The 22,231-nt window shown below is 63.9% G+C and carries 24 protein-coding genes; 14 read left to right on the forward strand and 10 right to left on the reverse strand.

The window, feature by feature from the left end:
- Window positions 1–10: 10 nt before the first annotated feature.
- Window positions 11–769 (reverse strand): class II aldolase/adducin family protein, encoded by a 759-nt coding sequence (locus F4U95_RS06980; RefSeq protein ID WP_150425123.1) that lies wholly within the window; start codon window positions 767–769, stop codon window positions 11–13.
- A gap of 225 nt (window positions 770–994) precedes the next feature.
- Between F4U95_RS06980 and rpsU the strand changes: the two genes are divergently transcribed.
- Complete coding sequence (gene rpsU, locus F4U95_RS06985; RefSeq protein WP_056686590.1) at window positions 995–1,201, forward strand: 30S ribosomal protein S21; 207 nt, start codon at window positions 995–997, stop codon at window positions 1,199–1,201.
- Between the two features lie 89 nt (window positions 1,202–1,290).
- Window positions 1,291–1,863 (forward strand): FKBP-type peptidyl-prolyl cis-trans isomerase, encoded by a 573-nt coding sequence (locus tag F4U95_RS06990; RefSeq protein ID WP_150425124.1) that lies wholly within the window; start codon window positions 1,291–1,293, stop codon window positions 1,861–1,863.
- A gap of 62 nt (window positions 1,864–1,925) precedes the next feature.
- On the opposite strand, the gene F4U95_RS06995 is transcribed toward F4U95_RS06990, so the two are convergent.
- The 6 genes from F4U95_RS06995 to pyrE all read right to left on the reverse strand — a co-directional run bounded on the left by F4U95_RS06995 (window position 1,926) and on the right by pyrE (window position 6,318).
- Window positions 1,926–2,258: a hypothetical protein gene (locus tag F4U95_RS06995; protein ID WP_150425125.1), complete on the reverse strand. Its 333-nt coding sequence runs from the start codon at window positions 2,256–2,258 to the stop codon at window positions 1,926–1,928.
- Between the two features lie 185 nt (window positions 2,259–2,443).
- Window positions 2,444–3,538, reverse strand: coding sequence for an AI-2E family transporter (locus F4U95_RS07000; protein ID WP_120251544.1), 1,095 nt, complete (start codon window positions 3,536–3,538; stop codon window positions 2,444–2,446).
- Window positions 3,539–3,559: 21 nt separating this feature from the next.
- Window positions 3,560–4,438 (reverse strand): signal peptidase I, encoded by an 879-nt coding sequence (gene lepB / locus F4U95_RS07005; protein ID WP_425505047.1) that lies wholly within the window; start codon window positions 4,436–4,438, stop codon window positions 3,560–3,562.
- 29 nt (window positions 4,439–4,467) lie between these two features.
- Window positions 4,468–4,869: a holo-ACP synthase gene (gene acpS, locus F4U95_RS07010; protein WP_120251546.1), complete on the reverse strand. Its 402-nt coding sequence runs from the start codon at window positions 4,867–4,869 to the stop codon at window positions 4,468–4,470.
- A gap of 133 nt (window positions 4,870–5,002) precedes the next feature.
- Complete coding sequence (locus F4U95_RS07015; RefSeq protein ID WP_150425127.1) at window positions 5,003–5,731, reverse strand: pyridoxine 5'-phosphate synthase; 729 nt, start codon at window positions 5,729–5,731, stop codon at window positions 5,003–5,005.
- A gap of 5 nt (window positions 5,732–5,736) precedes the next feature.
- Entirely contained in the window at window positions 5,737–6,318 is a 582-nt protein-coding gene (gene pyrE, locus F4U95_RS07020; RefSeq protein ID WP_120252271.1) for an orotate phosphoribosyltransferase, read from the reverse strand.
- A 290-nt stretch (window positions 6,319–6,608) separates the two neighbouring features.
- Between pyrE and coxB the strand changes: the two genes are divergently transcribed.
- From coxB to F4U95_RS07065, 10 genes are all read left to right on the forward strand, one after another.
- Window positions 6,609–7,616: a cytochrome c oxidase subunit II gene (gene coxB / locus F4U95_RS07025; protein WP_150425128.1), complete on the forward strand. Its 1,008-nt coding sequence runs from the start codon at window positions 6,609–6,611 to the stop codon at window positions 7,614–7,616.
- A 17-nt stretch (window positions 7,617–7,633) separates the two neighbouring features.
- Window positions 7,634–9,328: a cytochrome c oxidase subunit I gene (gene ctaD / locus F4U95_RS07030; RefSeq protein ID WP_120251549.1), complete on the forward strand. Its 1,695-nt coding sequence runs from the start codon at window positions 7,634–7,636 to the stop codon at window positions 9,326–9,328.
- Window positions 9,329–9,463: 135 nt separating this feature from the next.
- On the forward strand, window positions 9,464–10,396 hold the full coding sequence (locus tag F4U95_RS07035; protein WP_150425129.1) for a heme o synthase: 933 nt from the start codon (window positions 9,464–9,466) through the stop codon (window positions 10,394–10,396).
- Window positions 10,393–10,521 (forward strand): hypothetical protein, encoded by a 129-nt coding sequence (locus F4U95_RS25360; protein WP_269462514.1) that lies wholly within the window; start codon window positions 10,393–10,395, stop codon window positions 10,519–10,521. The genes F4U95_RS07035 and F4U95_RS25360 overlap by 4 nt, the downstream gene beginning before the upstream one ends.
- Entirely contained in the window at window positions 10,521–11,096 is a 576-nt protein-coding gene (locus tag F4U95_RS07040) for a cytochrome c oxidase assembly protein (protein ID WP_150425130.1), read from the forward strand. The genes F4U95_RS25360 and F4U95_RS07040 overlap by 1 nt, the downstream gene beginning before the upstream one ends.
- 40 nt (window positions 11,097–11,136) lie before the next feature.
- Entirely contained in the window at window positions 11,137–11,967 is an 831-nt protein-coding gene (locus F4U95_RS07045; protein WP_120251552.1) for a cytochrome c oxidase subunit 3, read from the forward strand.
- Window positions 11,968–12,205: 238 nt separating this feature from the next.
- A complete protein-coding gene (locus F4U95_RS07050; protein WP_120251553.1) occupies window positions 12,206–12,859 on the forward strand; it encodes an SURF1 family cytochrome oxidase biogenesis protein in 654 nt (217 codons plus the stop codon).
- 44 nt (window positions 12,860–12,903) lie between these two features.
- Window positions 12,904–14,304, forward strand: coding sequence for a threonine synthase (gene thrC / locus F4U95_RS07055; RefSeq protein WP_150425131.1), 1,401 nt, complete (start codon window positions 12,904–12,906; stop codon window positions 14,302–14,304).
- A gap of 81 nt (window positions 14,305–14,385) precedes the next feature.
- Window positions 14,386–15,255, forward strand: coding sequence for an RsmD family RNA methyltransferase (locus F4U95_RS07060; RefSeq protein WP_150425132.1), 870 nt, complete (start codon window positions 14,386–14,388; stop codon window positions 15,253–15,255).
- Window positions 15,256–15,313: 58 nt separating this feature from the next.
- A complete protein-coding gene (locus F4U95_RS07065) occupies window positions 15,314–17,140 on the forward strand; it encodes a diguanylate cyclase (protein WP_211363954.1) in 1,827 nt (608 codons plus the stop codon).
- A gap of 126 nt (window positions 17,141–17,266) precedes the next feature.
- Here the strand turns inward: F4U95_RS07065 and F4U95_RS07070 are convergent, their stop codons facing one another.
- The 3 genes from F4U95_RS07070 to rnd form a co-directional block, all read right to left on the reverse strand.
- Window positions 17,267–17,650: a nuclear transport factor 2 family protein gene (locus tag F4U95_RS07070; protein ID WP_150425133.1), complete on the reverse strand. Its 384-nt coding sequence runs from the start codon at window positions 17,648–17,650 to the stop codon at window positions 17,267–17,269.
- 133 nt (window positions 17,651–17,783) lie between these two features.
- A complete protein-coding gene (locus F4U95_RS07075; RefSeq protein ID WP_150425134.1) occupies window positions 17,784–18,083 on the reverse strand; it encodes an I78 family peptidase inhibitor in 300 nt (99 codons plus the stop codon).
- A gap of 11 nt (window positions 18,084–18,094) precedes the next feature.
- The gene (gene rnd / locus F4U95_RS07080) at window positions 18,095–19,261 is read right to left on the reverse strand and encodes a ribonuclease D (RefSeq protein WP_120251558.1); all 1,167 of its coding nucleotides are present in this window, start codon (window positions 19,259–19,261) and stop codon (window positions 18,095–18,097) included.
- Between the two features lie 126 nt (window positions 19,262–19,387).
- Here rnd and aspS point away from each other — a divergent pair, with 126 nt between their 5' ends.
- Together aspS and F4U95_RS07090 are read left to right on the forward strand one after the other, a co-directional pair.
- On the forward strand, window positions 19,388–21,172 hold the full coding sequence (aspS, locus tag F4U95_RS07085) for an aspartate--tRNA ligase (protein ID WP_150425135.1): 1,785 nt from the start codon (window positions 19,388–19,390) through the stop codon (window positions 21,170–21,172).
- 245 nt (window positions 21,173–21,417) lie between these two features.
- Entirely contained in the window at window positions 21,418–22,203 is a 786-nt protein-coding gene (locus tag F4U95_RS07090; RefSeq protein WP_150425136.1) for a polyphosphate kinase 2 family protein, read from the forward strand.
- Window positions 22,204–22,231: the final 28 nt, after the last annotated feature.

Below are 22,231 nucleotides of genomic sequence, written 5' to 3' on the forward strand. Positions count from 1 at the left end.
GCCATAAACCTTATTCCCGCCATCTGGGGTCGATCCGGTCGATTCGCCGCACCATTGACTGGAAATCGGGCACGCCCGGCCCGACCGGCAATTGCACGGCGTGAAGGTCGCGCTGATGCACCGCGATCACCTCGGCCGGAATGTCGATCGGCGTCCCCGCCGCGCCGGCCGCCACCTGAATCTCGCAGGCGCGTTGCAGCAGCCAATGCGTCAGGAAGGCCTCCGGCAGGCTGGCCGCCATCACCAGCGTGCCATGATTGCGCAGCAGCATCACCCGCCGCGCGCCCAGATTGGCGATCAGCCGCTCCCCTTCCTCGGGCCGAATCGTCACGCCTTCAAAATCATGATGGGCGATTCGCCCGATGAAGGCGGCGGCGTAGAAGCTGATCGGGCGTAGCCCCTCGGCGCAGGCGCTCACCGCCATGCCCGCCGTCGTATGGGTATGGATGATGCAATGGGCGTCGGGCAGGTGCCGGTGGAACACGCTATGCTGGGTAAAGCCGGCGCGATTGACCGGGTAGGGGCTGCCGTCCAGCACATGACCGTCTATGTCGATCTTCACCAGGTTCGATGCCGTCACCTCGTCATAGCCCAGGCCAAAGGGATTGATGAGAAAAGCGCCGTCTTCGCCCGGTACGCGCAGGGTGATGTGGTTGTAGATCAGTTCCGACCAGCCCATATGGTCGAAGATGCGATAGCAGGCGGCGAGTTGCTGTCGCGCCTCCCATTCGGCGGCGGACATGTCTGGGCGTTTGGCAGCTGTGGCCATGGGCATCCTCCTGTATCTTTATCGCACCACTATCGCTCCGGGCGCCTGGAATGTCGAGATTAGGCCCTTTGGGGTTGAATTTGCATGGGCCTGCTGGTAGGGCGCCGCCCACATGGCGTGGGGTGACCCGCGACGACTCACTGGCTTTGCTATTCGGTCGGCCCGTCGGGATGGACAGACAAGTCCCGGCGAACCGCTCGTTTTCGATTGGAGATTGACGGACTTATGCAGATCATCGTTCGCGACAACAATGTCGACCAGGCTCTTCGCGCGCTCAAGAAGAAGCTGCAGCGTGAAGGCGTGTATCGCGAAATGAAGCTGCGTCGCCACTACGAGAAGCCGTCGGAAAAGCGCGCCCGTGAAAAGGCGGCCGCTGTCCGTCGTGCGCGTAAGATGGAGCGCAAGCGCGCCGAGCGCGACGGCGCGAAGTAAGCGCCGTTCGGGGCGGCTTGGTGCATGTCACCTTGGCCGCCTCGCTCCCTTGAAGCTGCTTTCCTGCCCTTAATTGCGAGCTAACGCCCATGTCCACGACGGCCGTTCCCCTTCGTCCTATCGCCAAGGGGTCTTTGACGCGCCTCTGGATCGGCGTTGCCGCCGTGGCGCTGGCCGCAGGCGGCCTCGCCTGGGCGGGCCAGCAGGGCGTCGAGTCCTCGCCGGCAGCCTTCCTGACGCAGAACAGCCATGCTGACGGCGTCGTGACCACCGAATCGGGCCTTCAGTACAAGGTTCTTTCGGAAGGCACCGGTGCCAGCCCGACCACCGCCGACGTGGCGCTGGTGGGCTATAAGGGCACGTTGCTCGACGGCACGGTGTTCGACGAGAACCCGCAGGCGCCGATGCCGATCGACGGCGTCGTGCCGGGCTTCTCCGAAGGTCTTCAGAAGATGAAGAAGGGCGGCAAGTATCGCCTCTGGATTCCGCCGCAGCTTGGCTATGGCGATCAGGCCGCCGGCCCGATCCCGGCCGGATCGGTGCTGGTGTTCGACGTGACGCTGCACGACTTCAAGTCGAAGGCGGAACTGATGCAGATCCAGCAGCAGATGCAGCAGCAGGGCGGGATGCCGCAGGGCGCTATCCCGCATCCGGGCAACTGAGTCGGGCCGCAAAGCCGGAATGAAGAAGGGGCCGTTTTGCGGCCCCTTTTTTCATACCCGAATCAGGCGTGACCCTGACAGACCGAATCGTCGCCCGCCGGGCCTACGCCAAAGGCCAGCGCATCGGCGCTGCCGATTCTCTCTTCACCGGTGAACAGCTTGTCGAGCCGCGCCTTGATGTCGCGACGATATTCGGCATTGGCGACCGATCTGGGGGCCGAAACCTCGATATCGCAGGCGATCGCGCCCTTGATGCGCTCGATCGCGCCTTCATCCAGGATACCCGCGCTGCGCAATTCCAGGCAAAGCTGCAACAGCCCCACGGCGGTCGCCTGCGCCCGCATCCCGACATTGGTCAGGTCGAAATGCAGCTTCTTCTGTTTGTCCAATGGCATGGTCCTATCCTCTCCAGTGCCGGTCTTTAGACCCTGTCACAACGCCAATGGCCGGACGGGGCAACCGGTTCCCCATAATGTCCTACAGGCGGACAAATTGCTATAAGGAGCGATACGGACCGATCGCGACAGAAAATGTCCTATTTGGGTTCGATCATGTCGAAATCAGCGGGACATGTGCGAAGTTAAGCGCCGCCCGTCTCTGCCGATCCGGTCTGGATCAGCGTCTTCTTGCCCGAGAGCGCCTTGGACCGTTCCTCCAGATAGACCTTGATCATCGCGACGATCGGGTCGGCCAGGAACAGCCCCATGATGCCGAACAGGGCACCGAACAGGATCTGCGCCCCCAGCACCAGCGCCGGGGCGAGATCGGTGGCGCGCTTCGCCACCATCGGCACGATCAGATAGCCGTCGACGATCTGCACCGCCATATAGACGCCAAAGGCATAGAGGCCGGTATTCATGCCCCCGGAAAAGCCGACGATGATGATGAGCGCGCCCGATATGATCGATCCGATATTGGGCAGGAAGGCGAACAGGCCGGTCAATATGCCCAGCAACCCCGCCATCGGCACGCCACCGGCCCACAGCAGCAGCCAGGTGCCCACACCCTCCACCGCCATGCCGATCAGCCGCCCGAACATCAGCCGGCGCAGCGTCCAGCCCATCTTGTCGGCAACGGTGTAGAAATGGGCGCGCTTGTCGATCGGCAGCATCCAGGCGACGCCACGTTCATAAAGTTTCGGCTCCACCGCGATGAAGATCGCCAGCACCAGCATCATGACGCCGCTGGTGATCGCGCCGACGGCCGTGCCGACTGCCGCCGTCACCCGGCCCATGCTGCTCATCGCCTGGCTCGCCAGGCCCTTCAGGTCGTCGGGCGTCGTCGTGATGCCCAATTGCTGCATCCAGCCGCCGATTCGCATCACCTGCGCCTCGACAATGGCGCGCATCGCCTGCGCCTGCGCCGCCAGGCTCGATCCGGTGAGGTAGAAAGTATAGGCCATGAAGGCGACCGCACCGAGCAGCACGATCGTCAGCCGCCATCCGCGCGATATCGGCAGGATGCGGCCGAGCAGCCGCGTGCCGCCATCCATCATCGTCGCCAGCACCAGCGCGCCCATGATCAGCATCAACGGTTGCGCCAGCAGCACTACCAGCGCCACGGCGATGGCCAGCGCGAACCACACGCCGGCGCGCTTCAATTCATGACTGACTAACGGGCTGCGGACTTCACTGGGGCCGGGCAATTCCACATGATGCTCGTGCGCGTCGCTCAAAACCCGGTGCCCCTTCTGCGATTATTCCGGGGCTGTAACGCTTTGTGGCCGCAGGCTGTTCCCGGCCCGTCCGCTGCGGAACGCATGAAGCCATGTCATCGGGTTCCAGCTTGCGTCGCCATCCAGGCTGAAGGTGATGAATTCCGCCCGGCCACCGATCGCCTCGAACGGCACCGGCCCGCCCAGGCCATTTTCCTCCAGCGGTGCACGGCTGTCCGCGCTGTTGTCGCGATTGTCCCCCATCAGGAAGACATGATCGGCCGGCACCCGCACCGGTCCGTACCAGTCGAGCGCGCTCGGCCCCATGTCGATCGTCACATAGGTCTTGCCGTTGGGCAGGATTTCCTGCCGCACCGGCAATTCGCAATATGCCTTGCCATTCTTGTCCGTCACCAGCGCACCGGGGAATTGCAGCGGCGGGCAGGGGGCATTGCCATCGACGGCCAGCCGCATGGGCTTCAACATCTTCTGCTTTATCGCCACGCCGTTCAGGATCACCTGCCCGCCGCGTACTTCGATGATGTCGCCGGGCAGGCCGATCACCCGCTTGATATAATCCTCGCGCCGATTCTGCGGGGACACGATGACGATGTCGCCCCGTTCGGGCAGGCGACCCAGCACCCGTCCTTTCAGGAAGGGCAGGGGGTGGAAGCTGGGCGAGACATAGGACCAGCCATAGGGGAATTTGCTCACCACCAGCCGGTCGCCGGTCAGCAGCACCGGCATCATCGATTCGGATGGAATGTAGAAGGGCTTGGCGATGAAGCTGTGGAAGGCCAGCACGGCCAGGATCAGCAGGACGATGCTCTTCAATTCGTGAAACCAGTTGACGCCGGGCGCCTTGCTTTCCTGCGGCAGGTCGGCGGCGGGCTGGTCTTCTGGCAGGTCGATGGCCGTCACGGGCTGGCTTTCGCTTGGGGGAGTATCGCTCACAGGGGCAGGGCTTCGATGATGACGAAGGCCTGCGCCCATGGATGATCGTCGGTGAGCGTCAGGTGAATGACCGGCTTATGTCCGGCCGGCACCAGGGATTCCAGCCGCTTGAGCGCCCCGCCGGTCAGCGCCAGCGTGGGCGCGCCCGACGGCGCGTTGACGACGCCGATATCCTTCATGAACACGCCGGCCTTGAACCCGGTCCCGACCGCCTTGGAGAATGCTTCCTTGGCCGCGAAGCGCTTCGCCAGCGTCCCGGCCTTGGTGAAGGGGCGGCGCTGTGCCTTGGCTTGTTCGACGTCCGTGAAGACGCGGCTCTCGAACCGCTCGCCGAAGCGATCGAGCGAATTCTGGATTCGCTCGATATTACATAGGTCGGAGCCGAGGCCGATGATCATGACGGCCCCCCCAGGCCGTCACCCCAGCGAAGGCTGGGGTCTCGTGCCTCCAGGTTGAACCTTTGAGGCCTGCGATCCTTGGGGCGAGGCACGTGACTCGCCTCAACTTCGCTGGGATGACCACCTGCGCTGCTCACCGCGCCAGATCCATCTGCCGCCGCATTTCGCGAATAGCGCCTTCCAGCCCGCCGAAGATCGCCTCGCCGATCAGGAAATGGCCGATATTGAGTTCGGCGATCTGCGGGATGGCGGCGATCGGCGCGACATTGTCGAAGGTCAGGCCATGGCCGGCATGCGGCTCGATCCCGTTCTTGGCCGCCAGCGCGGCAGCGTCGGCGATACGACGCAATTCGGTCGCGCGCGCTTCGCCGGTCAGATGCGCATAAGCCCCGGTATGAAATTCCACCACCGGCGCGCCCAGCTTGATCGCGGCCTCGATCTGCGCGGCGTCGGCCTCGATGAACAGGCTGACGCGGATGCCCGCTTCGTTCAGCTTCGCGACGATGGGCGTCAGCGCTTCCAACTGCCCGGCCGCGTCCAGCCCGCCCTCGGTCGTGCGCTCCTCACGCTTTTCCGGCACGATGCAGGCGGCATGCGGCTTGTAGCGCAGCGCGATGTCCAGCATTTCGTCCGTCGCCGCCATTTCCAGATTGAGCGGCACGGTCAGCGCCGCCATCAGCGTCGCGATATCGGCGTCGCGAATATGGCGGCGATCCTCGCGCAGATGCGCCGTGATGCCGTCCGCCCCGGCCTTCACCGCCAGCAACGCGGCCTTGACCGGATCGGGATGTTCACCCCCGCGCGCGTTGCGGATGGTCGCCACATGGTCGATATTGACGCCAAGGCGCAGGGGCGTGGTCATAAGGCTTACTGCTTCCGGCTGCCGGGCTTGATCGCCGGCACCGCCGCCAGTTCGGGCGGCACCGCATCGGCTTCATAGACCGGGAAATTGATGGAGACGAGGGGGTAGAAGGGCACACCCAGATCCACTTCGCCCGCCGACCGATCGACCAGCGCGACTTCGGCGACGACGATGCCGCCTTCGGCTTCGACCGCTTCGATCGCCTGGCGCGACGACAGGCCGGTGGTGACCACGTCTTCGACCATCAGCACTTTCTGCCCCGGCGTGATCGCGAAGCCGCGACGCAGTTCGAACGTGCCCTCGGGCCGCTCCAGGAACACCGCATCCTTGTCCAGCGCGCGGCCGACTTCATGGCCGATGATCAGGCCGCCCATGGCGGGCGACACGACCAGGTCGATCTCCTGCCGCAATTCGCGCGGCAGCTGCTGCACCGTGGCGCGGGCCAATTTGCCGGCGCGCTCGGCATTCATCAGCACGCGGGCGCATTGCAGATAATTGGCGCTGCGACGGCCCGACGACAGGATGAAATGTCCTTCGAGCAACGCCCCCGCTGCCCGAAATTCCGCCAATACTTCCTCGTCTGTCATGCCGTCATAAATCCATGTCGTGCGACCCGGTGCCATGCGGTCCGGTCGGTTTTTATTCGCATGGCACGCGCGCCGGCGCGCCATGATCGCGCCCCTGTGCGCGGAGCTTGCCGAATAGGCGGCCAAGGGAAGCGTTGCAACAGCGAAGAAAATCTGCTCCGTCATGCTTGAGGCAGGGGAAAACCATGCCTATAAGCCGCGGCAGAACCGAAACGGGCGAGGACTATATAGCGCATGACATGCGCGTCTTCGTTGCAGCGGCGCCAAGGGGTTACGGGGTAGAAGACGCTATGAAGAAGGTGAAATCGCTCGTTCTAGCCGGGTTGTTGGCCTTAGCGCCCACACTCGTTTCGAACGGACCGGCACTGGCTCAGGAGAATGCGGCAACTGCCGCGCCGGCTGCTGAAAATGCCGCCGTACCGGCCGAATCGGCTGCCAACGCCACCGCACCGGCCGCGCAAGCGGCACCCGCCGCCACCGTCGCCGCCCCGCCCCGGATGAAGCCGACCGAAGGCATCGGCATGCCCAAGCCGGGCGAAATCACCCTGCAGGAACAGTTCACCTCCACCGGCCACACCGCGCGCTGGCTGCATGACGTGATGCTGCTGCCGCTGATCTTCGCGATCTCGATCTTCGTCCTGATCCTGATGATCTATGCGATGTGGAAATTCCGTCGCAGCGCCAATCCGGTTCCGTCGAAGACGTCGCACAACACGCTGATCGAAGTGATCTGGACCGTCGTTCCGGTCGTGATCCTGCTGGTCGTCGCGGTGCCCTCCATCGGCCTGCTCGCCGACCAGTATAAGCCCGCGCCCAAGGATGCCGTCGTCGTCAAGGTGACCGGCTATCAATGGTATTGGGGCTATGAATATCCCGACAACGGCATTCCCGAATTCGTGTCCAACATGCTGCCGGAAGACAAGGCGAAGGCCAATGGCGAGCCCTATCTGCTTGCGCCCGACAATCGTCTGGTCCTGCCTGCCGGTCGCCCGATCAAGCTGATCATCACCGGCGCCGACGTGATCCACGCCTTCGCCGTGCCTTCGCTCTGGGTGAAGATGGATGCGGTCCCCGGCCGCCTCAACGAGAAGAGCTTCACCATCGACAAGCCGGGCGTCTATTACGGCCAGTGTTCCGAACTGTGCGGCGCCCGTCACGGCTTCATGCCCATCGCGATCGAGGCGCTGCCGCCCGAACAGTTCGACCAGTGGGTGCTTTCGCAGGGCGGCAAGCCCGCCACCGCAGCAGCAGCGGAGAAGACGGCTGACGCCGCCCCCGCCGCCGACGCGAAAATCTGATCAGGGGTAGGAACGTCATGACCACCATCACCGCGGATCATCATCTCGATCATGCCCATGATCATCATGATGCCGATCACAAGCCGGCCTTTTTCCAGCGCTGGTTCATGTCGACGAACCACAAGGATATCGGCACCCTCTACCTGATCTTCGCGATTATCGCGGGCATCATCGGCGGCGCCATTTCCGGCCTGATGCGCGCCGAACTGGCGCATCCGGGCATCCAGTATCTTCAGACCTGGGCGAACATCCAGCACAGCCTGCTGGGCGTCGAGCCTGCGTCGCTGGATCAGGCCTATCATCTGTGGAACGCGCTGATCACCGCTCACGGTCTGATCATGGTCTTCTTCATGGTCATGCCCGCCATGATCGGCGGTTTTGGCAACTGGTTCGTCCCGATCATGATCGGCGCGCCCGACATGGCCTTCCCGCGCATGAACAATGTCAGCTTCTGGCTGCTCATTCCCGCCTTCGCCCTGCTGCTCGGATCGGCCTTCGTGCCTGGCGGCACCGGCTATGGCGCGGGTACCGGCTGGACCGTCTATGCCCCGCTGTCGACCAGCGGGTCGGCCGGCCCCGCCGTCGACATGGCGATCCTGTCGCTGCACATCGCGGGCGCTTCGTCCATCTTGGGCGCGATCAACTTCATCACCACCATCCTGAACATGCGCGCGCCGGGCATGACCCTGCACAAGATGCCGCTGTTCGTCTGGTCGGTGCTGGTCACCGCCTTCTTGCTGTTGCTCGCCCTGCCGGTTCTGGCCGCCGCGATCACCATGCTGCTGACCGACCGCAATTTCGGCACCACCTTCTACGACGCGGCCGGTGGCGGCGATCCCGAACTCTACCAGCATCTCTTCTGGTTCTTCGGCCATCCCGAAGTCTACATCATGATCCTGCCGGGCTTCGGCATCGTCAGCCAGATCATCTCGACCTTCAGCCGCAAGCCGGTATTCGGCTATCTCGGCATGGCCTACGCCATGGTTGCGATCGGCGTCGTCGGCTTCGTCGTGTGGGCGCACCACATGTTCACCACCGGCATGTCGGTGAACGTGAAAATGTATTTCACCGCCGCGACGATGGTCATCGCCGTGCCCACGGGTATCAAGATCTTCTCGTGGATCGCCACCATCTGGGGCGGATCGATCAGCTTCAAGACCCCGATGGTCTGGGCGCTGGGCTTCATCTTCCTCTTCACCGTGGGCGGCGTCACCGGCGTCGTGCTGGCCAATGGCGGCGTGGACGACGTGCTGCACGACACCTATTATGTCGTCGCGCATTTCCACTACGTCCTCTCGCTGGGTGCGGTGTTCGGCCTGTTCGCCGGCTTCTATTACTGGTTCCCGAAAATGTCGGGCAAGATGTATAACGAGTTCCTGGGCCACCTGCACTTCTGGGTGTTCTTCGCCGGCGTGAACCTGTTGTTCTTCCCGATGCATTTCCTGGGTCTGTCGGGCATGCCGCGTCGCTATCCCGACTATCCGGCCGCCTTTGAAAAGTGGAACTCGGTCGCCACCCATGGCTATGAAATCATGGCCGCCGGCATGGGCATCTTCTTCATCAACCTGATCTGGTCGCTGGCGGCCGGCAAGAAGGCGGAAGGCAATCCCTGGGGCGAAGGCGCCACCACGCTGGAATGGACCCTGACCAGCCCGCCGCCCTTCCACCAGTTCGAAACCCTGCCGGTGATCGACGACACGGCGCATCATTAAGCGTTGCCATCATGGGCGCCCCGGTTCGCCGGGGCGCCCCAAGGGTGCCGGGGCGGACAATCTGCCCACAGGCGAGCCCGTTGCCCGGATCAGCCCGGCCGTGTAAAGGCGCCGGGCTGAACCCACGAGGAGATTATGGCCAGTTCGCCGTTCGCCACAGGGGCCCAAACCCCTACAGACAGCCCCATGCTGCCCGCCCATTGGCGCGATTTCGTCGCGCTGACCAAGCCCAGAGTCATGACTCTGGTCGTGTTCACGGGCCTGTGCGGACTGCTCGCCGCGCCGGGGCATATCCACCCCATCCTCGCCTTCACCACGATTCTCTGCATCGCCATCGGGGCCGGCGCCGCTGCCGCGCTCAACCAATGGTATGAGGCGGATATCGACGCCAAGATGAAGCGCACCGCCAATCGTCCGCTGCCCGCCGGCCGGATGGACCGGCAATCGGCGCTGCATTTCGGCGTCGGCCTTTCCTTCTTCTCGGTGGTCCTGCTGGGGCTGGCGACCAACTGGCTTGCCGCCGCCGTATTGGCCGTGTCGATCCTCTTCTATGTGCTGGTCTATACGATCTGGCTGAAACCCCGCACCGCGCAGAATATCGTCATCGGTGGCGCGGCCGGCGCCTTCCCGCCGGTCATCGGCTGGGCCGCCGTAACGGGCGACATCAGCGCGCTGCCGGTCGCGCTTTTCATGCTGATCTTCTTCTGGACGCCGCCCCATTTCTGGGCGCTCGCCCTGTTCGTGAAGACCGATTATGCCGCCGCCGGCATCCCGATGCTGCCCGTCGTGTCGGGCGAAGTCGTGACCCGTCGCCAGATCTGGGGCTATACCGCGATCATGGCGATCGCCGCGATGGCGCCGGTGCTGCTGCAACTGACCGGCATCGTCTATGGCACCGCTGCGCTGCTCGGCACCGCGCTCTTCGCTGTCTTCGCCTTCCAGGTCTATCGTCGGCGTGAAAGCGATCCGGCCCGCATGGCCCCGGAAAAGCGGTTGTTCAAATATTCGATCCTCTATCTCTTCCTCCTGTTCGGGGCAGTGGTCGTCGACCGCTGGCTGCTCGCATGACGCCCGAGGAAAATGACCGCATCCGCGCCCGGCAAAAATCGCGCGCGCTGGTGATGGGCCTGCTGCTCGGCGCGCTCGTCCTGCTTTTCTACGGTATCACCATCGCCAAGATGGGCGGCAATTGATGGCCAGCCTGCCGCCTTCCCCCTTCGAACGCGATCGCCGTAACCGGCGTACGCTGGTCGCGATGGCGGCGGTGGGCCTCTCCATGCTGGGCCTCGGCTTCGCGTCGGTCCCGCTGTATCGCATCTTCTGCGAACAGACCGGTTTTGGCGGCACCACCATGCGTGCCGCCGCCAATGTGCAGGTGCAGCAGGCCACCGGCCACACCATGTCGATCCGCTTCGATTCCAATGTGCAGCCCGGCATGCCCTGGCAATTCTACCCGGAACATCGCACGGATACGGTGACGATCGGGCGCAAGGACATGGCGATCTTCATCGCGAAGAATATGTCGGACAAGCCGGTGACCGGCACCGCCAGCTTCAATGTGACCCCTACGCAGGCGGGCGCCTATTTCACCAAGATCCAATGTTTCTGCTTCACGCAGCAGACGTTGAAGCCCGGTGAAGAGGTCCGCATGCCGGTACTTTATTATGTCGATCCGAAGATCTTGCAGGATCCCGACAACAAGGACACCCAGCAAATTACCTTGAGCTACACCTTCTACCCTGTTGAGCAGGATGGGAAGCCAAGCTAAAGCTGGAAACGATAACGGAAAAGCGAACAGGGAAGAGACGATGGCAGGCGCCAAGAACCACGATTATCACATCCTTCCGCCCAGCATCTGGCCGTTCTTCGGCTCCATGTCGGCGCTGGTCATGGCTCTGGGCGCGATCATGTGGCTGCATCCCGATGCCATGGGACCGGGCGGTGGCTGGGTCTTCCTGCTGGGCGTGGGCGGCGTGCTCTTCACCTTCTACAGCTGGTGGGCCAATGTCATCGCCGAAGCCCATGCCGGCGACCATACGCCGGTGGTGCAGTTGCACCTGCGCTACGGCATGATCCTGTTCATCGCGTCGGAAGTCATGTTCTTCGTCGGCTGGTTCTGGGCCTTTTTCGACTTCTCGCTCTTCCCCAGCGCGCTCGCCCCGATCGAAGGGATGTTCCCGTCCAAGGGTATCGAGGTCATGAACGCGTTCGAGCTGCCCTTGCTCAACACGCTGATCCTGCTCTGCTCGGGCACCACCGTCACCTGGGCGCATCACGCGCTGATCCATGGCGACCGCGACGGCCTGAAAAAGGGTCTGTGGTGCACGATCCTGCTCGGCCTGCTCTTCTCGTCGATCCAGGCCTATGAATATGCCCATGCGCCGTTCCCGTTCGGCGGATCGCCCTACAGCTCGGGCTTCTACATGGCGACCGGCTTCCACGGCTTCCACGTCATCGTCGGCACCATCTTCCTGATCGTGAACCTGGTCCGCGTGTACAAGGGCCACTTCACCCCGCGCCAGCATTTCGGCTTCGAAGCGGCTGCCTGGTACTGGCATTTCGTCGACGTGGTGTGGCTGTTCCTGTTCGTCGCCATCTATGTCTGGGGCGGCTGGGGCGCACCGGTCCACGGCGGCTGAGGCAACGAACCGCGCCTATCAGATCAAGCGGCCGGGGCATCTGCTCCGGCCGTTTTCTTTTGTGTTGATCGGCGATATCCAAAATAGATCCGTTCGCTTCGAGCGAAGTCGAGAAGCGTGCAGCGCCATATCTGCGTTTGGCTTCGCTGAACTCGGCGTTGCCTCGTTTCTCGACTAGGCTCGAAACGAACGGAGAAAATATGCACGTTCTGCGCCATTCCGCGATAAAGATGAAAGTATGACCGATCAGCCCACGCTCGCCCCAGCGCCCGCCCGCATCCCGCTGATCCCGACGATCCTCGTCGCGCTGGCGGTGCTGGTGATGATCGGCCTGGGCGTCTGGCAGGTCCAGCGTCGCGGCGAAAAGGCGGCCGCCCTTGCGCTGGCTGCCGCCAACCCCGGCCGACCGGCAGTTGCCTTCCCGAAACTGCCGCCGGTCGATGCCGACATCCTCTTCCGCCCCTCCTCGCTCCATTGCCTGCGCGTCGTCGGCTGGCGGGTGGAGGCGGGGCGCGCCGCCGACGGATCGACCGGCTATCGCCATATCGCCGAATGTTCGACCGGGGCGGAAGGGCCGGGCGCGCTCGTCGCGATCGGCGTGGGGCAAAAGCCCGACGACAAGCCTGCCTGGACCGGCGGCCAGGTCAGCGGCTGGATTTCGCAGGAGCCCGACCATCGCGCCCTGATAGAACGCATCGGGGGCAAGGCGCCGCCGCTGCGCCCGATGCTGATCGCGCGCACCGCGCCTGCCGGCCTCAAGCCCGCCGCCCCGCCCAGCGCGGCCGATGTGCCCAACAACCATCTCGCCTACGCGGTGCAATGGTTCATCTTCGCCGCCGTCGCGGTGATCATCTACATCCTCGCCCTGCGCCGCCGGAACAAAAGCGCCTAATCGCTTGCTCCCGCGCGCGCGGGTCGCTACCGCGCATTCCCATTATGCAATATCAGAGCACCAGGGGGAGCGCGCCCGCGCTCGGTTTTGAGGATGTGACGCTGGCGGGGCTGGCGTCCGATGGCGGCCTGTATCTGCCGACCAGCTGGCCGGCCTTTACCGCCGACCAGATCAGCGCCCTTGCCGGCCTCTCTTATGTCGAAACCGCCGTCCGGGTGATGAGCCCCTTCGTCGCGGGATCGCTGACCGAAGACGAGTTGCGGGAGCTTTGCACCGCCGCCTATGGCCGCTTCAGCCATCAGGCCGTGACCCCGCTGGTCCAGCTCGATCATCAGCACTGGCTGCTCGAACTGTTCCACGGCCCGACCCTGGCGTTCAAGGATGTCGCGCTCCAGCTGCTCGGCCAATTGTTCGAGCGTTTTCTTTCGCGCCGCGACGATCATCTGACCATCGTCGGTGCGACCTCGGGCGACACCGGTTCGGCCGCGATCGACGCGGTCGCGGGGCGTGAGAAGATCGACATCTTCATGCTCCATCCCGAAGGCCGGGTGTCGGACGTGCAGCGTCGCCAGATGACCACGGTGCTGGCCCCCAACGTCTATAATATCGCGATCGACGGCAGCTTCGACGATGCGCAGGCGCTGGTGAAGGCGATGTTCAACGACGCCGACTTCAAGAGCCGCTTCAACCTGTCCGCTGTGAACAGCATCAACTGGGCGCGGCTGATGGCGCAGGTCGTCTATTATTTCTACGCCGCCGTGCGTCTGGGCGCGCCGGGCCGCGAAGTGGCCTTCTCCGTCCCCACCGGCAATTTCGGCGACGTGTTCGCCGGCTATGTCGCGGCGCAGATGGGCCTGCCGGTCGCCAAGCTGATCGTCGCCACCAACGTCAACGACATCCTGCACCGCGCTCTGTCCGAAGGCGACTATAGCCAGGGCCAGGTGGTCGCCACCGCCACGCCCAGCATGGACATTCAGGTCAGCTCGAACTTCGAACGCCTTCTGTTCGACGCGGGCGGCCGTGACGGGATTGCGCTCGCCGACCAGATGCGCGGCTTCGAAACCAGCAAGGCGATGCGCCTCACCAACGCCCAGCGCGAAGGCGCAGCGCATCTCTTCTCCTCCGCGCGCGTGGATGCCGATGGCATGACCATGGCGATGCGCTGGGCCTATGACGGCGCCGGCCAGATCGTCGATCCGCACAGCGCCATCGGCCTAGCTGCCGCGCGCGAAGCGGGCATCGACGCCTCCATTCCGGTGGTGACGCTGGCGACCGCGCATCCGGCCAAGTTCCGCGACGCCGTCGAGCGCGCGACCGGCACCCGCCCGCCGCTCCCGGCGCGTGTAGGCGACCTGTTCGCGCGTGAGGAAAGCTATGCCAAGCTGCCCGGCACGTTCGAGGCGGTCACTGCCTACGTCGCCGAACGCGCGACCCCGCGGACATAACCAGCCTCCGTTCGGTTCGAGCTTGTCGAGAACCGGATGCGTGATGGTTCTCGACAGGCTCGAACCGAACGGGACATTGCTATGGAACTCAAGACCCTCATCGGCGAACCCTGGTCGGATTACGGCCTGCTCGACTCGGGCGATGGCCGGAAGCTGGAGCGCTATGGCCGTTTCCGCTTCATCCGCCCCGAGCCGCAGGCGATGTGGAAGCCGGCAACGACCGACTGGCGCGCCGACGGCGAATTCATCCCCGGTTCGGACGAGGATGGCGGCGGCCGCTGGTATTATGAAAAGCCGGTCCCGGCCGAAGGCTGGCCGCTGCACTGGCGCGAAGTCACCTTCCAGTCCAGCTGCACCCCCTTCCGGCACCTCGGCTTCTTTCCCGACATGGCGCCGATCTGGGATGATCTGCGCGCCACCTATGCCGACAAGCCCGATGCGGAGGTGATGAACCTGTTCGGCTATACCGGTGTCGGCACGCTGGCCCTGTCGGCCGGCGGTGCGCGCATGGTCCATGTCGACGCGTCCAAGAAATCGGTGGCGCAGGCCCGCGCCAACGCCGCTTTGTCGGGCATGGACGACAAGCCCGTCCGCTGGATCGTGGAGGACGCCGCCAAGTTCGTCGCCCGCGAAGTGCGCCGCAATCGCCGCTATGACGGCATCCTGCTCGACCCGCCCAAATATGGCCGTGGCCCCGATGGCGAAGTCTGGCGGCTGGAGGAGGATCTTCCCGGCCTGATCGCCAATTGCCGGGCGTTGCTCGACGCCGACAGCCGTTTCCTGTTCCTGACCGTCTATGCCGTGCGCATGTCCGCGCTGGCGATCGGCGAGTTGCTGCGCCAGGCCTTTGCCGACCTGCCCGGCACGGTGGAAGCGGGCGAGCTGGCCGTAAGGGAAGAAGCGCGCGGCATCGCTCTGCCGACCGCCATCTGGGCACGCTGGAAACGCTGACCGTTAAAATTTGTTAACGGCTCCCTGCTAGAGTCGCGGCCCAATAATAAGGTCGCGCATGTTCAATTCTCTCTCCGCCCGGATCGCTGCCTTTGGTGCGCTGGTCTTCGTCGCGCTGCTGGCGCTCATCTGGATGCTGGTCGATGCGTCGATCCAGACCCGCGACAGCTTTCGTTGGGTCACCCATTCGGCCGAAGTGATCGAGACGATGGACGATGCCCTGTCCGCCCTGCGAGAGGCGGAATCGGGCCAGCGCGGCTTCGTATTGACTCGCAACGCCAGCTTTGCCGATCCGGCCGATGCACGGCTTGCCGTTTCGCGACAGACGATGGGGCATCTGGTCGAGCTGACCGCCGACAATCCGATGCAGAATATGCGCGCGCGCGAATTGCGCAGCCTGATGGAGCGGCGCATCGAGATGTTGCGCAGCACGTTGGTGGACGCGCGCAGCGGCAATTTCGACAAGGCGCGTACCATCATCGCCAGCGGCACGGGCCGCGATCTGATGGCCATGGTATCGCTACGCGTCGACAGCTTTTTGGCCGAAGAGCGCGCGCTGCGCCTCACCCGCATCGACGCGGCCGATCGCCGGCTCAGCTGGGTGCGGCAACTGGCGCTGGTCGGCGGCCCGATCATCGCGATCGCCATCCTGTCCGTCTCTCTGCTGCTGATCTGGGGCATTCGTCGTCCCGCCGGCGTCATCCGCCGGGCGATGACGGCGCTGGGCGATGGCGACCGTGCCATGCGCGTCACCACCGCCATGGGATCGCATGAATTCGCGCAGTTGGCGTCGGGCTATAATGAAATGGCCGGCCAGTTGCAGGCGGCGATCGTCGATCAGGGCCGCAGCGAGCAGGAATTGAAGATCGCCCATGGCGAATTGATGCGCAACAGCAGCATATTGCGCGAACGGGGTGAGGTGATCGAACTGCTGGGCGGCATGGCGCACCGCATGCAGGCCGCCCGCACGGACGAGGAACTGGCGCAGGTCATCCGCGTCTTCGTGCCGCGCGTGCTGCCGGGTATCGCCGGCGCGCTCTACGCCCATAATAATAGCCGCAACCTGCTGGTGCCCATTACCGGCTGGGGCGGTTTCGTACCCAGTCAGGATGGCTTCGCGCCCGACCAGTGCTGGGCGCTGCGGCGCGGCCAGAGCCATTTCGTGGCCGAGCCCGGCGGCGACATCGTCTGCGGCCATGTCGCTGCGGACGCCATCTATCATTGCGAGCCGCTGTTGGCCGGCGGCGAGGTGATCGGCACCCTCTATCTGGAGGGCGTGATCGGCGAGGAAAGCGGCTTCCGCCTGACCGTGATGGCGGAAAATATCAGCTCTGCGCTGGTCAATCATCGCCTCCAGCGCGGCCTACGCGAACAGACGATCCGCGATCCGCTGACCGGGCTGTTCAACCGCCGCTATATGGAAGAGGCGCTGACGATCGAGATCGCCCGCGCCCGCCGCTCCGGCGTGCCTTTGAGCGCCGTCATGTGCGACGTCGACCATTTCAAGCGGTTCAACGACGAATTCGGCCATGATGCCGGCGACGTCGTTTTGCAGGCGGTCGCCAATGAAATGCGCGGCCGCTTCCGCGATGGCGACATCGTCTGCCGCTATGGCGGGGAGGAATTCGCCGTCATTGCGCCGGGCACGACCGCGCAGGCGCTCGCCGGCCGGGTGGAGGATGTGCGCAAGGGCATCACCGAAATCGTCCTGCGCCATGGTGGCCGGGCGCTGGGGTCCACCAGCATGTCCTTCGGCATCGCGACCTGGGACGACAGCATGGCGGGCGACGGGGCCGCGCTGCTGCAACTGGCCGACGCAGCCCTCTACCGGGCCAAGCGCGAAGGCCGCAACCGTACCGTCATCGACATGCAGCAGGCGGCCTGATGGCATCGAATAATAGGCGATGAATGAAATTTCCCCGGCGTAGGCCGGGGTCCAGTTCAGACCGTGGATATGGGCCCCGGCCAGCGCCGGGGAACATCGGTGTCGGCTTCGTTCTTGGTGCTGGTATCAGGCCAGAGTCAGGTAGATTTCCGCCTCGATCAGCCAGTCGCCGCCGACGTTGCGCCATTTGGCACTATATTGGCCCGACGCGACGGTCGTGCCGCCGACCATGCCGGTCCAATGGCCATGTTCCATCGCGATCGGTTCGACCGGTGACGATATGATGCTGTCCGGCGTGCGGGTGTAGACCATCCGCTCCTTCGCCGCGAACTCGCGCTTCCACGCCAGCAACTGGGCCTTGCGCCCGGCGATGATGCCGCTGTCGGTCCCGGTCATCATCACGACATTCATGGTCAGGAGCGGACCGATGGCGCTCAGGTCGCCCTCCGCCAGCGCACGATTGAAGGCGGCGCGCGCCATGCGGATGGCGAGGTCAGCGGTGGCGGTCATGGCGAGAAAAATCCAAAAGCCCGTTCGTTTCGAGCGAAGTCGAGAAACGAGGCAAAGCCGAGTTCAGCGAAGCTAAACGGAGAGGGGGCGCTATCCGCTTCTCGACATGCTCGAAGCGAACGGAGGTAGAAGATTACCCACAACGCGCCGACGTGATCACCATCGCCGCATCATAGCTGACGGTCAGCCGATCGGGCCGGAAATCCATCGTCATCGCCATGCCGGGGCCGCCCCAGCGCAGCGTCTTCGCGCCCGATGCCTTGAGCAGTGCCGCACCGACTTCAGCGCTGGCCTTCTGCCCGGTGAAGCCATCCATCCCGTCATTCCTGCACGGCCCCTCGGCAGTAGCCGGCGGGGTCGCCGGCCCTTCGCCCCCCGCGCCGGCACATGCGGACAGGCCCAGCATCATCAGACCCACAATCGCCATCCGCATCACCGCTCTCCTTATTCCGTGCGCGTCATCTTCAGCCGGCCGTTGCGGACGGCAAAGGCCATGCGGCCTTCCACCAGGTCAACCGCGTCACGGCCGAATTGTTCATAGCGCCAGCCTTCCAGGATCGAGAGGCCTTCGCGCACGCCCGCCGCCAGCGCGTCGATATCGTCGGTCCGCGCGATCAGCCGCGCCGCGACATTGATGTCGCGCGACCGGATCTTGAGCAGCAGCTTGAGCAGATCGGCGACCAGCGCGCCATCCTTGCCCAGCCCCGGCCGGCGCGGTTCGCGATCGGGCATTTCGTCGCGCCCCAGCGGCTGATGCTTGGCCAGCGCGTTCATCAGCCGCGCCCCGATATCATTGGTGCGCCAGGTGGCGGACAGGCCGCGTACCTTGCCCAATTCTTCCTGATTGCGCGGCGGATGGCTGGCGATGTCGGCCAGCGTCTCATCCTTGACGATGCGGCCGCGCGGCAGATTCTTGTCCTGCGCCTCGATCTCGCGCCATGCCGCCAGCGCCTTCAAGCGGCCCAGCACGTCCGGCTTCTTGCTGGCGATGCGCACGCGCTGCCAGGCCTGCTGCGGGTCGTTTTCATAATGGGACGGATCGCTGATCCGCTCCATTTCCTGGTCCAGCCAGTCGCCACGCCCGGTCTTGCGCAGTTCTTCCAGCATCTTGGGGAAAATCTGGATCAGGTAGGTGACGTCGCCGATCGCATAGTCGATCTGGCGCTTGTCCAGCGGCCGCCGCGCCCAGTCGGTGAAGCGCGCGCCCTTGTCCAGCACCACGCCCATCCACGCATCGACCAGATTGCCGTAACCAATCTGTTCGCCAAGGCCGAGCGCCATGGCGGCAATCTGCGTGTCGAACATCGGGTGCGGCGTCTTGCCGGTCAGATTGTGGACGATCTCGATATCCTGCCCGCCGGCATGGAAGACCTTGAGCACATCCTCATTATTGACCATCAGGTCGAGCAGCGGCGTCATGTCCAGCCCCGGCGCCTTGGGGTCGATCGCGGCCGCCTCATGCGGATCGGCGACCTGCACCAGGCACAGTTCGGGCCAATAGCTGTTTTCCCGCATGAATTCGGTATCGACGGCGATGTACGGGGATTTTGCGATGCGGGCGCAGAAATCGGAAAGAGTCTTGCTGTCGGTAATCAGCGGATGAATTTGCATATGGTCTTCGATCTTATTATGGGCTGGCCCGCGTCCGCGGGCTGGTCAATGTTTGACAATGTCGGCCATAGCTGGACTGCAACAGTTTGTCATTTCCGTAAAACGAATCTGAAAGATGTAAACGCCATGCACGCCTATCGCACTCATACCTGCGGCGCCCTGACCACGGCAGAAGTCGGCAATGACGTGCGCGTGTCCGGCTGGGTGCATCGCAAGCGCGACCATGGCGGCGTGCTGTTCGTCGACCTGCGCGACCATTATGGCATCACCCAGATCGTGGCGAAGGCCGACAGCGATCCGCTCCGCACGCTGGAATCGCTCCGCCTCGAATCCGTCGTGACGATCGAGGGGAAGGTCGTCGCCCGCGCCGCTGAAGCCATCAACCCCAAAATGGCGACCGGCGAGATCGAGGTCGTGGCCGATGTCGTGACCGTCCTGTCCGCCGCTGCCGAACTGCCGCTGCCGGTCGCAGGCGAGCAGGATTATCCCGAAGATATCCGCCTGCGCTATCGCTTCCTCGACCTGCGCCGCGAAACGCTGCATGCCAACATCGTCAAGCGCACCAAGGTTATTTCCGACATGCGCCGCCGCATGGAAGGCGTGGGTTTCACCGAATATTCGACCCCGATCCTCACGGCCTCTTCGCCGGAAGGCGCCCGCGACTTCCTGGTGCCGTCGCGCATCCATCCCGGCAAATTCTACGCCCTGCCGCAGGCGCCCCAGCAATATAAGCAGCTGCTGATGGTCGCGGGTTTCGACCGCTATTTCCAGATCGCACCCTGCTTCCGCGACGAAGACCCGCGCGCCGACCGTCTGCCGGGCGAATTCTACCAGCTCGACCTCGAAATGAGCTTCGTCACGCAGGAAGACGTCTGGAACACGATGGAGCCGGTCATCGCCCAGGTGTTCGAGGAATTTGCCGAGGGCAAGCCTGTTACCCCGGCAGGCAGCTTCCCGCGCATCCCGCATGCCGAAGCGCTGCTCAAGTACGGCAGCGACAAGCCCGACCTGCGCAACCCCATCATCATCCAGGACGTGACCGACCATTTCGTCGGCTCGGGCTTCGGCATCTTCGCCAGCCTGGTCGATGGTGGCGCGCGCATCCGCGCCATCCCGGCACCGGGCGCTGGCGCTGGCAGCCGCAAATTCTTCGACGACATGAATGTCTGGGCGCGGGGCGAAGGCTATTCGGGTCTTGGCTATATCAACATCAAGGATGGCGTGCCGGGTGGTCCCATCGCCAAGAATCATGGCGAGGAAGCCACCGCCAAGCTGATCGCGGCGCTCGGCCTTGGCCCGAACGACGGCGTGTTCTTTGCCGCCGGCAAGGAAACGCAGGCCGCCAAGCTCGCCGGCCTCGCCCGTATCCGTGTCGGCGAACAGCTCGACCTGATCGACAAGGACCGGTTCGACCTGTGCTGGATCGTGGACTTCCCCTTCTACGAATATGATGAGGATACCAAGTCGGTCGACTTCGCCCACAACCCCTTCTCCATGCCGCAGGGCGGGCTCGACGCGCTGAACAATCAGGATCCGCTGACCATCAACGCCTATCAATATGACATGGTCTGCAACGGCTTCGAAATCGCCTCGGGTTCTATTCGTAACCAGTCGCCGGAGCTGATGGTCAAGGCGTTCGAACTGGTCGGCCTGTCCCAACAGGATGTGGAGGAGCGCTTCGGCGGCCTCTACCGCGCCTTCCAGTACGGCGCTCCGCCGCATGGTGGCATGGCCGCTGGCGTTGATCGCATCGTGATGCTGCTGTGCGGCGCGCAGAATCTGCGCGAAATCACGCTGTTCCCGATGAACCAGCGCGCCGAAGACCTGTTGATGGGCGCGCCCAGCGCCGCCGAATTCAAACAGCTGCGCGAACTCCACGTCCGCGTCGTGGAGCCGCAGACGAAGGCGTAACGCTTCACCCAGTGGCGGAAGACTTTTTCGCGCAGTGACGCAGAGATCGCAGAGCAAAACTCGGCGTCCTCTGCGTCACTGCGCGATTATTTTTCCGGTTCACGCGGAGGCGCGGAGCCGCAGAGACATTGCACAACGCCTCCGCGTCTCCGCGCGAATCATTCCTGTCTCCCGCCCGGCGCCCGATTTGACTTTTCCGTTTCTCCAGCGTTGCCTGCTATTCCAACAGCACAGGAGACGCGCTCATGACCATCGACCTTGCCGATTACGAACAGGGCGCGAAATATAAGGGCGACTATGAAGCCGATCTCGCTGCGCTCCAGCAACGGTTGGCGAAGATTCAGGTCGCCCACATCCTGCACGGCAAGCGCAGCGTCATCCTGCTGGAAGGGTGGGACGCAGCGGGCAAGGGTGGCATCATCAAGCGGATGAGCGCCGACTGGGATCCGCGCTATTATCAGGTCCATCCGATATCCGCGCCGACCCAGATCGAGCAGGACCATCATTTCCTCTGGCGTTTCTGGACGCGCCTGCCCGCCAGCCACAATATCGGCATCTTCGACCGCAGCTGGTACGGCCGGGTGCTGGTGGAGCGGGTGGAGGGCTTTTGCAGCAAGGCCGACTGGAAGCGCGGCTATGACGAAATCAACGCCTTCGAAAAGCAGCTGGCGCAGGCCGGTACCAATTTCGTGAAGCTGTTCGTCCACATCACGCAGGAAACGCAGGACGAACAGCTGGCCCAGCGGCTCGACACGCCATGGAAGCGGTGGAAGACCGGTGCCGACGATTATCGCAACCGGGGCAAGCGGGCGGATTATCTCGACGCGATGCAGGCGATGTTCAAGAAAACCGACACCAAGCATGCGCCCTGGCAGGTGATCGACAACAACAACCGCAAGGCTGGGCGGATCGCCGCGCTGACCTATGTCGCCGATCGGCTGGAGGCACTGGTGCCGATGGACTTTCCGGACGCCGATCCGGCGATCGTGAAACTGGCACGCGATGCCTTTGGATATAAGGTAAAAGCATAATAAAAACAGCACTTTGTCACAAATCTGT

Origin of the sequence: Sphingobium limneticum, from assembly GCF_008710165.1 — a bacterium.
GTDB lineage: Bacteria > Pseudomonadota > Alphaproteobacteria > Sphingomonadales > Sphingomonadaceae > Sphingobium > Sphingobium limneticum.

Coding starts and splice junctions, on each gene's coding strand:
- F4U95_RS07060 (WP_150425132.1), top strand. CDS start 14,386: ATGGAACTCAAGACCCTCATCGGCGAACCCTGGTCGGATTACGGCCTG.
- rnd (WP_120251558.1), bottom strand. CDS start 19,261: ATGCAAATTCATCCGCTGATTACCGACAGCAAGACTCTTTCCGATTTC.
- rpsU (WP_056686590.1), top strand. CDS start 995: ATGCAGATCATCGTTCGCGACAACAATGTCGACCAGGCTCTTCGCGCG.
- F4U95_RS06990 (WP_150425124.1), top strand. CDS start 1,291: ATGTCCACGACGGCCGTTCCCCTTCGTCCTATCGCCAAGGGGTCTTTG.
- pyrE (WP_120252271.1), bottom strand. CDS start 6,318: ATGACAGACGAGGAAGTATTGGCGGAATTTCGGGCAGCGGGGGCGTTG.
- F4U95_RS25360 (WP_269462514.1), top strand. CDS start 10,393: ATGACGCCCGAGGAAAATGACCGCATCCGCGCCCGGCAAAAATCGCGC.
- acpS (WP_120251546.1), bottom strand. CDS start 4,869: ATGATCATCGGCCTCGGCTCCGACCTATGTAATATCGAGCGAATCCAG.
- F4U95_RS07050 (WP_120251553.1), top strand. CDS start 12,206: ATGACCGATCAGCCCACGCTCGCCCCAGCGCCCGCCCGCATCCCGCTG.
- coxB (WP_150425128.1), top strand. CDS start 6,609: ATGAAGAAGGTGAAATCGCTCGTTCTAGCCGGGTTGTTGGCCTTAGCG.
- thrC (WP_150425131.1), top strand. CDS start 12,904: ATGCAATATCAGAGCACCAGGGGGAGCGCGCCCGCGCTCGGTTTTGAG.
- aspS (WP_150425135.1), top strand. CDS start 19,388: ATGCACGCCTATCGCACTCATACCTGCGGCGCCCTGACCACGGCAGAA.
- F4U95_RS07065 (WP_211363954.1), top strand. CDS start 15,314: ATGTTCAATTCTCTCTCCGCCCGGATCGCTGCCTTTGGTGCGCTGGTC.
- F4U95_RS07070 (WP_150425133.1), bottom strand. CDS start 17,650: ATGACCGCCACCGCTGACCTCGCCATCCGCATGGCGCGCGCCGCCTTC.
- ctaD (WP_120251549.1), top strand. CDS start 7,634: ATGACCACCATCACCGCGGATCATCATCTCGATCATGCCCATGATCAT.
- F4U95_RS06980 (WP_150425123.1), bottom strand. CDS start 769: ATGGCCACAGCTGCCAAACGCCCAGACATGTCCGCCGCCGAATGGGAG.
- F4U95_RS07040 (WP_150425130.1), top strand. CDS start 10,521: ATGGCCAGCCTGCCGCCTTCCCCCTTCGAACGCGATCGCCGTAACCGG.
- F4U95_RS07015 (WP_150425127.1), bottom strand. CDS start 5,731: ATGACCACGCCCCTGCGCCTTGGCGTCAATATCGACCATGTGGCGACC.
- F4U95_RS07075 (WP_150425134.1), bottom strand. CDS start 18,083: ATGCGGATGGCGATTGTGGGTCTGATGATGCTGGGCCTGTCCGCATGT.
- F4U95_RS07045 (WP_120251552.1), top strand. CDS start 11,137: ATGGCAGGCGCCAAGAACCACGATTATCACATCCTTCCGCCCAGCATC.
- F4U95_RS06995 (WP_150425125.1), bottom strand. CDS start 2,258: ATGCCATTGGACAAACAGAAGAAGCTGCATTTCGACCTGACCAATGTC.
- F4U95_RS07035 (WP_150425129.1), top strand. CDS start 9,464: ATGGCCAGTTCGCCGTTCGCCACAGGGGCCCAAACCCCTACAGACAGC.
- F4U95_RS07090 (WP_150425136.1), top strand. CDS start 21,418: ATGACCATCGACCTTGCCGATTACGAACAGGGCGCGAAATATAAGGGC.